Consider the following 5,934-nt stretch of genomic DNA (forward strand, 5'->3'; position numbering starts at 1 on the left):
GCGACAGCACACCGAGCCGGGCCATTGTGCAGAGCGCTGGCCACGCATACCGATTGAAGAGGCAGCAACTGAAAAGTGAGCTCAATCGTCATGGAGACCTGATGAAGCTGCTGCTGCGCTACACCCAGGCGCTGATCACTCAAATGGCACAAACGGCGGTCTGCAACCGCCATCACTCGATCGACCAGCAGCTATGTCGTTGGCTTCTGCTGTCTCTGGACCGCTTGCCGAGCAATCAGCTGACAATGACCCAAGAGCTTATCGCCAACATGCTTGGCGTACGTCGAGAAGGCGTCACTGACGCTGCTGGGAAATTACAGAAGCTCGGTGTGATTGAGTACAGCCGAGGGCACATCACGGTGCTGGACCGGCCGAAGCTCGAGGAACTTTGTTGTGAGTGCTATGCCGTGGTCAAGAAAGAGACCGACCGACTTCTTGGGAGTGTTAAGCCACCTTTGGCTTAAGGCTGGATAACGGCGGTTTGTAGTGATCTGCCCCCCATCGCTCCTCAAAGATCATTGTTCCCAGATGCCGCTCCCGCCTAGACCCCCTTGCCAAGAAAAGGCGCGGTTTCCACCTCCAGCATCAGCAACACCATTTCCGTCAATTCGGCGTCGCTCTTCTGTCCCGCATAGAGGTCATGCAGTGCTTTGGCGAAGGGAATACGCAAGTCCTGGTTTTCTTCGCGGGCGCTGTCGCTGTATTGCATGAGTTCGCTGATGGCTCGCATCACTGCCGCTTGCCACCGGGCGGTGGTCCTCGGACCATCGCCGGTGATTGCAATCAACTTATCCTCCGTCAATTGGCGAAGGGCGGGTTCCCGCAACGGCTTATGCGGCTTTGGGTTGCGAGTGTTCTTTGACATACCGGACGATACTCAGCGTTTCCTGCCGGAACTGCTCGTAGTCGATCTGCTGGGCGTTAATAAAGGTGCTGCCCATCATGGTCAGCGACCCCATAAAGCTGGCTTCGGAAATTTCCTCGTCAGTCGCGCCAAACAAGCGCGCGGCTTCGGTATGGAACAGGGCGCAATACTTACAACGAGTCGCCCCGGACACTGCCAGACCGATCAACTCCTTGTACTTGTTAGGAATCCTGGTTTCTGCCAGCCAGAAATCCCGGGCTACGCCCCAGAATCCGTTCGCTGCACCTTCCGGCATCTGCTTGATCCACTCCGGTACCTGACCCAGGGTCTGCTCAATTTCCCGATAGGTATCACGAATGGCCATTTGGCACCTCCTTACCTCTCTGGAGACATCTGCACCAGAGGTACAACTTAGTTTAGTTCGCTGGCGGCCATGCCAGAGCCGGCAGCAGGACAACTCCAGCAACGAATCCTTAAATATCGTAGAAACAACAGGATGGATTTAGACTTTTTTGGCGCAATGACGGACCACTAAATGCTTGGAGTTATCAAACAAAACCCCCGCAGCCCGACGGCACGCCGTCGACCGCGTGGTCTGTCAGGCTGGTGGTGATGTTGACGACGTGGCCGCGGCCTTGTTTTTCCATCTCGGCGATGGCGAGTTGGGTGATGTAGAAGAAGCCATTCAGGTTCACCGACAGTACCGCGGCGTAGTCTTCGTGGGTATAGGCGGTGAACGGCTTGGCGACGAAGATCCCGGCATTGTTGACCAGAGTGTCGATACGGCCAAAACGTGCGATCGCTTCACGAATCACCCGCTCGGCAATCGCCGGGTCGCCGATGTCGCCCGCCACGCTGAGGATGTCCGGGTCGGTGGACGGTTTGATCGAACGCGAAGTGGCAACCACCCGGTAATCGAGATCACGGAAGGCCTTGACCATGCCTGCGCCGAGACCTTGGGATGCGCCGGTAATAACAATGACTTTTTTCGAATTGCTCATGATGAACCTCTACAAAATAATGGAGTTTTAAACGTGATCAATCAGGCTTCAGCGGGGGCCTGCGCCATTTGCTTCAGCATCTGTTCGTAGTACTCGACCGATTGCGAACCGGACACCAGGTGACGACCGTTGAGGATCATGGCCGGTACCGAGTTGATGCCGTGATCTCGGTAAAACGCTTCCAGCTCACGCACCTCCGTGGCAAACGCTCCAGACGCCAGCACCTCACGCGCACGCGCCGCATCCAGACCTGCTTCAGCCGCCAGGCGGACCAGCGTCTCGCGATCGCTCGGGTTCTGGCCGTCGCTGAAGTAAGCGCGCAGCAAGCCTTTCTTCAGTTCGATCTGCCGCCCTTCCTGCAATGCCCAGAACAACAGACGGTGAGCATCGAAGGTGTTGTAGAAGTGGCTGCGCTTCTCCAGATCGAACGTGAAACCGATGGCTTGACCACGGGCGATCTGCATCGCTTTGCCGGCCGCGATGTCCTCGGCGCTGCGCCCGTATTTGCGCATCAAGTGCTGGACCGCGTTTTCGCCTTCAGCCKGCATGTCCGGGTTCAACTCGAAGGGTTTGAAGGTCAGCTTGACCGACACTTCACCGGCCAGGTTCTCGATAGCCCGCTCCAGCGCCGTCACACCCAAGGCGCACCACGGGCACACCACATCGGAGATGAAATCGATGGTGACGGGCTGACTCATGACTGCCCCTCTGCCAGTTGTTTTCGGTACTGGGTGGTGGTGATCCCGGCATAGCCCCAGTTATCGGTGTCGACTTCTTCGATCACGATGTGGGTCAGGTCCGGGCGTTTGTTGAGGACCCGCTCCAGGGTTTCAGTGATTTCGGCGATCACCTGAGCTTTCTGCTCCGAGGTAACGCCATCGCGGGTAATGCGTACGCTGACGAAAGGCATGACGACTCTCCAGTGACCTGCCCTTCGGGATGATGGGTAGGCGGTGGGGATGACTGTATGGCGTTGTCTTGGTGGGATAAAGATGGGTCCAAGCACATCATTAGTGACGTGATGTAATTAATATGGGCGGGACTTTGGTATGTCTAAACCATTGACCACTACACCCACCCGTTACAATTCCACATCAGCACAACGTTGACGGCCCTCTCCRCCAACCTATAATGCACCCCAACACACCCGCCAAGCCTAGGTTGACCCCGTCAGCAAGCTCAAATCGTGCGGGTTTTTTTTGCCTGGAGAAAACTACATGAGGCCCTTTGACAAGCCGGCCCTCAGCGTAGAACAGCAATTGGAACTGCTAAAGCAACGAGGCTTGCACGTCGCTAACGACGACCGAGCCATGCGCTTCCTCGAAGTAGTCACGCTGTTTCGCCTGAGCCCCTACATGCGCCCGTTCCAAGAGCCGGGCTCCGAACACACCTTCAAGCCCGGTAGCACCCTTAAAGCAGTCGTAGACATCTACCGCTTCGATGGCTCATTGCGGCGCATTACCATGGATGCCATCGAGCGTGTCGAAGTCGCCGTGCGAGCAACTATTAGTAATCACATGTGCCCAAAATACGGGCCTGACTGGATAGCTGATGCATCAGTCTTCTCCTCGTCATACTCGCATCCCGAGCTATTACGCCCCCTGCGGGATCAACTGAATAAGGAGCGCAACAAACTCGGACGTGAAATTGATCGCATTGCGAAAGGTCGGCAGATCGATGGGCTCCAGCAACAGCGGATCGAAAACCGCAAGCGTGATAACTATTTCCGATACTACGGGGCGACTTATGCTCATCCTGAGCTACCGCCAGCTTGGGCGGTCCTGGAAGAGCTCAGCCTTGGGACGGTCTCGACCCTCTTCAATGCCATAGGCAAAAGTGCCGATAAGAAAGCTATTGCCGCCAGATTTGATCTGCCCTTCGATGTATTGGCCTCCTGGCTGCACACCCTGACGTTCATTCGAAACTGTTGCGCCCACCATTCACGGTTATGGAACCGAGAACTCTCGATTCGGCCCTCCCTGCCCAAAGAATGGGTCATCCTCAATGCGCCTGCCAACCAACCTCAGCCCAAACAACGGCTATTTATCGTTTTGACGATGCTGGCCTATCTAACCGACTTGATCAGCCCAGACAGCCAGTGGAAGCCTCGTCTTGCCGAAATAATGGATCAGCAGGGGCCGGCAAACTTGAGACTCATGGGTTTTCAAAGTGATTGGAAACGTCAACAGCAATGGCGCCTGGAGTAACGAATCAGGCGATTGTGCCGCGCAGATGCAGGTCCACTCGAGCCTCGGCCAGTACTTCGCCACGCTTGCAGACTATCAGCCCGCACGCTAGGCTCCCGTCATCGCTGCAAATTCAGCGAACGGGTTTGGCGACCCGATTTACAATAGGCGCACAGGCGCCACCATTACGATTGCTGGCGTTTTTTTTCGCTCGTACTTTTCTGTTATGGCGGCTGTGCGCGGGAGACTTTCGGGTCTGCCGGGTTCCTATTGTCCCGGTTCGCCAACCTGCGTACAGCTGCCACCCATAATCGTTTGGCGACGGTTCGTGGCAGTTCCTCAACAATAGGAGCTAGACCATGTACAAGATCAGTCCGTCCAAATTCTGCGCCAGGCGACCTTCAAGGTCCCACTTTGCCTCCCCACATCTCGGAGGTGTCCAATGACTAACCCCCAAGACCTCAAAACCATCGGCCTCACGCCCTTCTCCATCCATTCCGACCAACCCCTCTTCCGCGTCAACAGTGGCGTCCCGATCCGCGAAGCCCTCTCCCACGTTTCCGACTTGCTCCACCTTTCCAAACTGCTGGCCGAAGACGCGGCGATGGAGCGCAATACGGACCGCTATGCCTGGGCATCGCACTATTTGCAGGAGATGAGTAAGGCGGTGATCGATGACGTGGTGAAAGTGCTGGGCGCGCCGGGTAATAACCGCAGCCAGTAACGTCGTGACCCGAACCTGATCCGCACGCAAGAAAAAAACCCGAATCATTCGGGGCTTTTCGTGCGTGCGTCTCAGACCTCGCTGACTTCAAACACGAACGAGATCTCACGGCTGCTGGCGCTCCAGACGTAGCGGATGGGCGTACGCACGCCAGTGGTTGTCATCAAGACTCCATTGTAAGGATCTCATCGTTAAACATCGGATACCGTTTCCTGGTTCTGATGACCACCGACGCATGGCTCGCCTTCAGGTTGACACATGCGTCATCTGTGGCAGAAAATCGACCCGAGAGCGCGAAACCGACTGCCTTCAGGTGGCGATAGTCGGCGTTAGGAACCCCGTTGATGGCCTGAAAATCAGCGCTCGGGTGAGACCTCTCCTCCCCTGCTTGAGGGAGCACAATATCAAGCAACCTCATCAAGAAAAGCAGCCTAATCAGGCTGCTTTTTTTTGTTTGGGGAATAGGTATCGCTGATAAACCAGCTCCCCATGTCGATGCTTGTTCAACGCCTTTTTATCGCAGTTCATGAAGTTCCAAAGGACATGTCCATGCTCAACATGGATCACCACCAACATCTGGTACTTTGTGTCGTATGCGCCAATGAATGCGAGACGATAAGACCCGTCGTTGTAGGAAACCCGCCAAATTTCCAATGGACTYCGCATCGTGTCCACAGCAAATCCGGTGAAACGTTCTCGAGCGTTTGGGCGTTTTTCTACAATGTGTGAAAGATACTGACGCCGAACCGTCACCGGAACATACGGCGTTTCGATCAACACAGCGTCAACCCCTTCCTGCAATCCAAAACTCAACGCTACCTGCTCCAGAGCAGTATCGAAATCGATAGCGCCAGGTAGTTCCTGCACTGAGCGAACCGCAAGGGACACCGTAATATCTCGAATATCAGGTAAGCCAAGGTCCTTCCAGTTTTCCTGGTCTGGAGTTTCCTTCACTCCCTGCACATTCATTCGACCATCTCTCTAGGCATCAATCGATATTTCAGCCAGTTGAGTAGTCGATGGAAATCAGCCGGATCTCCTTTTCCTTGGAGAGACGTCCGACACTCGTGAAGGGCGCTGCTGATCAAATATCGTTTTTTTCATGGGGCGAAAAAAAGCCCCGAACCAGTCGGGGCTTTCTCATTTCGGCCTTGTATC

The 5,934-nt window shown here is 55.3% G+C and carries 8 protein-coding genes and 1 pseudogene; 3 read left to right on the forward strand and 6 right to left on the reverse strand.

Annotation, left to right across the window (positions count from 1 at the left end; translation table 11 throughout):
• The coding region (locus tag AC1DH9_RS26135; protein ID WP_477809068.1) for a Crp/Fnr family transcriptional regulator at positions 1–464 on the forward strand (464 nt) is incomplete at its 5' end.
• A 77-nt stretch (positions 465–541) separates the two neighbouring features.
• Here the strand turns inward: AC1DH9_RS26135 and AC1DH9_RS26140 are convergent.
• From AC1DH9_RS26140 to AC1DH9_RS26160, 5 genes and pseudogenes are all read right to left on the reverse strand, one after another.
• Entirely contained in the window at positions 542–787 is a 246-nt protein-coding gene (locus AC1DH9_RS26140) for a hypothetical protein (RefSeq protein ID WP_427546341.1), read from the reverse strand.
• Positions 788–830: 43 nt separating this feature from the next.
• Positions 831–1,229 (reverse strand): carboxymuconolactone decarboxylase family protein, encoded by a 399-nt coding sequence (locus AC1DH9_RS26145; protein WP_427546343.1) that lies wholly within the window; start codon positions 1,227–1,229, stop codon positions 831–833.
• A 205-nt stretch (positions 1,230–1,434) separates the two neighbouring features.
• Positions 1,435–1,866: pseudogene (locus AC1DH9_RS26150) on the reverse strand (SDR family oxidoreductase); the annotation flags it as partial.
• A gap of 41 nt (positions 1,867–1,907) precedes the next feature.
• Complete coding sequence (locus AC1DH9_RS26155; RefSeq protein ID WP_477809069.1) at positions 1,908–2,564, reverse strand: DsbA family oxidoreductase; 657 nt, start codon at positions 2,562–2,564, stop codon at positions 1,908–1,910.
• Positions 2,561–2,776, reverse strand: a complete 216-nt coding sequence (locus AC1DH9_RS26160) for a tautomerase family protein (protein WP_019691259.1) — start codon at positions 2,774–2,776, stop codon at positions 2,561–2,563. Before AC1DH9_RS26160 ends, AC1DH9_RS26155 begins: the two co-directional genes overlap by 4 nt.
• A gap of 307 nt (positions 2,777–3,083) precedes the next feature.
• Here AC1DH9_RS26160 and AC1DH9_RS26165 point away from each other — a divergent pair, with 307 nt between their 5' ends.
• Together AC1DH9_RS26165 and AC1DH9_RS26170 are read left to right on the forward strand one after the other, a co-directional pair.
• The gene (locus tag AC1DH9_RS26165; RefSeq protein ID WP_427546349.1) at positions 3,084–4,073 is read left to right on the forward strand and encodes an Abi family protein; all 990 of its coding nucleotides are present in this window, start codon (positions 3,084–3,086) and stop codon (positions 4,071–4,073) included.
• A gap of 421 nt (positions 4,074–4,494) precedes the next feature.
• On the forward strand, positions 4,495–4,776 hold the full coding sequence (locus AC1DH9_RS26170) for a DUF3077 domain-containing protein (protein ID WP_145016713.1): 282 nt from the start codon (positions 4,495–4,497) through the stop codon (positions 4,774–4,776).
• Positions 4,777–5,211: 435 nt separating this feature from the next.
• Here AC1DH9_RS26170 and AC1DH9_RS26175 read toward each other — a convergent pair whose 3' ends face one another.
• A complete protein-coding gene (locus AC1DH9_RS26175) occupies positions 5,212–5,745 on the reverse strand; it encodes a PBECR2 nuclease fold domain-containing protein (RefSeq protein WP_427546352.1) in 534 nt (177 codons plus the stop codon).
• Positions 5,746–5,934 lie beyond the last annotated feature (189 nt).

The sequence above is a fragment of the Pseudomonas sp. 05T35 genome, assembly GCF_056396605.1.

Excerpts from the sequence above, each read along its gene's own strand:
- AC1DH9_RS26145 (WP_427546343.1), bottom strand. The coding sequence starts at position 1,229 with ATGGCCATTCGTGATACCTATCGGGAAATTGAGCAGACCCTGGGTCAG.
- AC1DH9_RS26160 (WP_019691259.1), bottom strand. The coding sequence starts at position 2,776 with ATGCCTTTCGTCAGCGTACGCATTACCCGCGATGGCGTTACCTCGGAG.
- AC1DH9_RS26165 (WP_427546349.1), top strand. The coding sequence starts at position 3,084 with ATGAGGCCCTTTGACAAGCCGGCCCTCAGCGTAGAACAGCAATTGGAA.
- AC1DH9_RS26170 (WP_145016713.1), top strand. The coding sequence starts at position 4,495 with ATGACTAACCCCCAAGACCTCAAAACCATCGGCCTCACGCCCTTCTCC.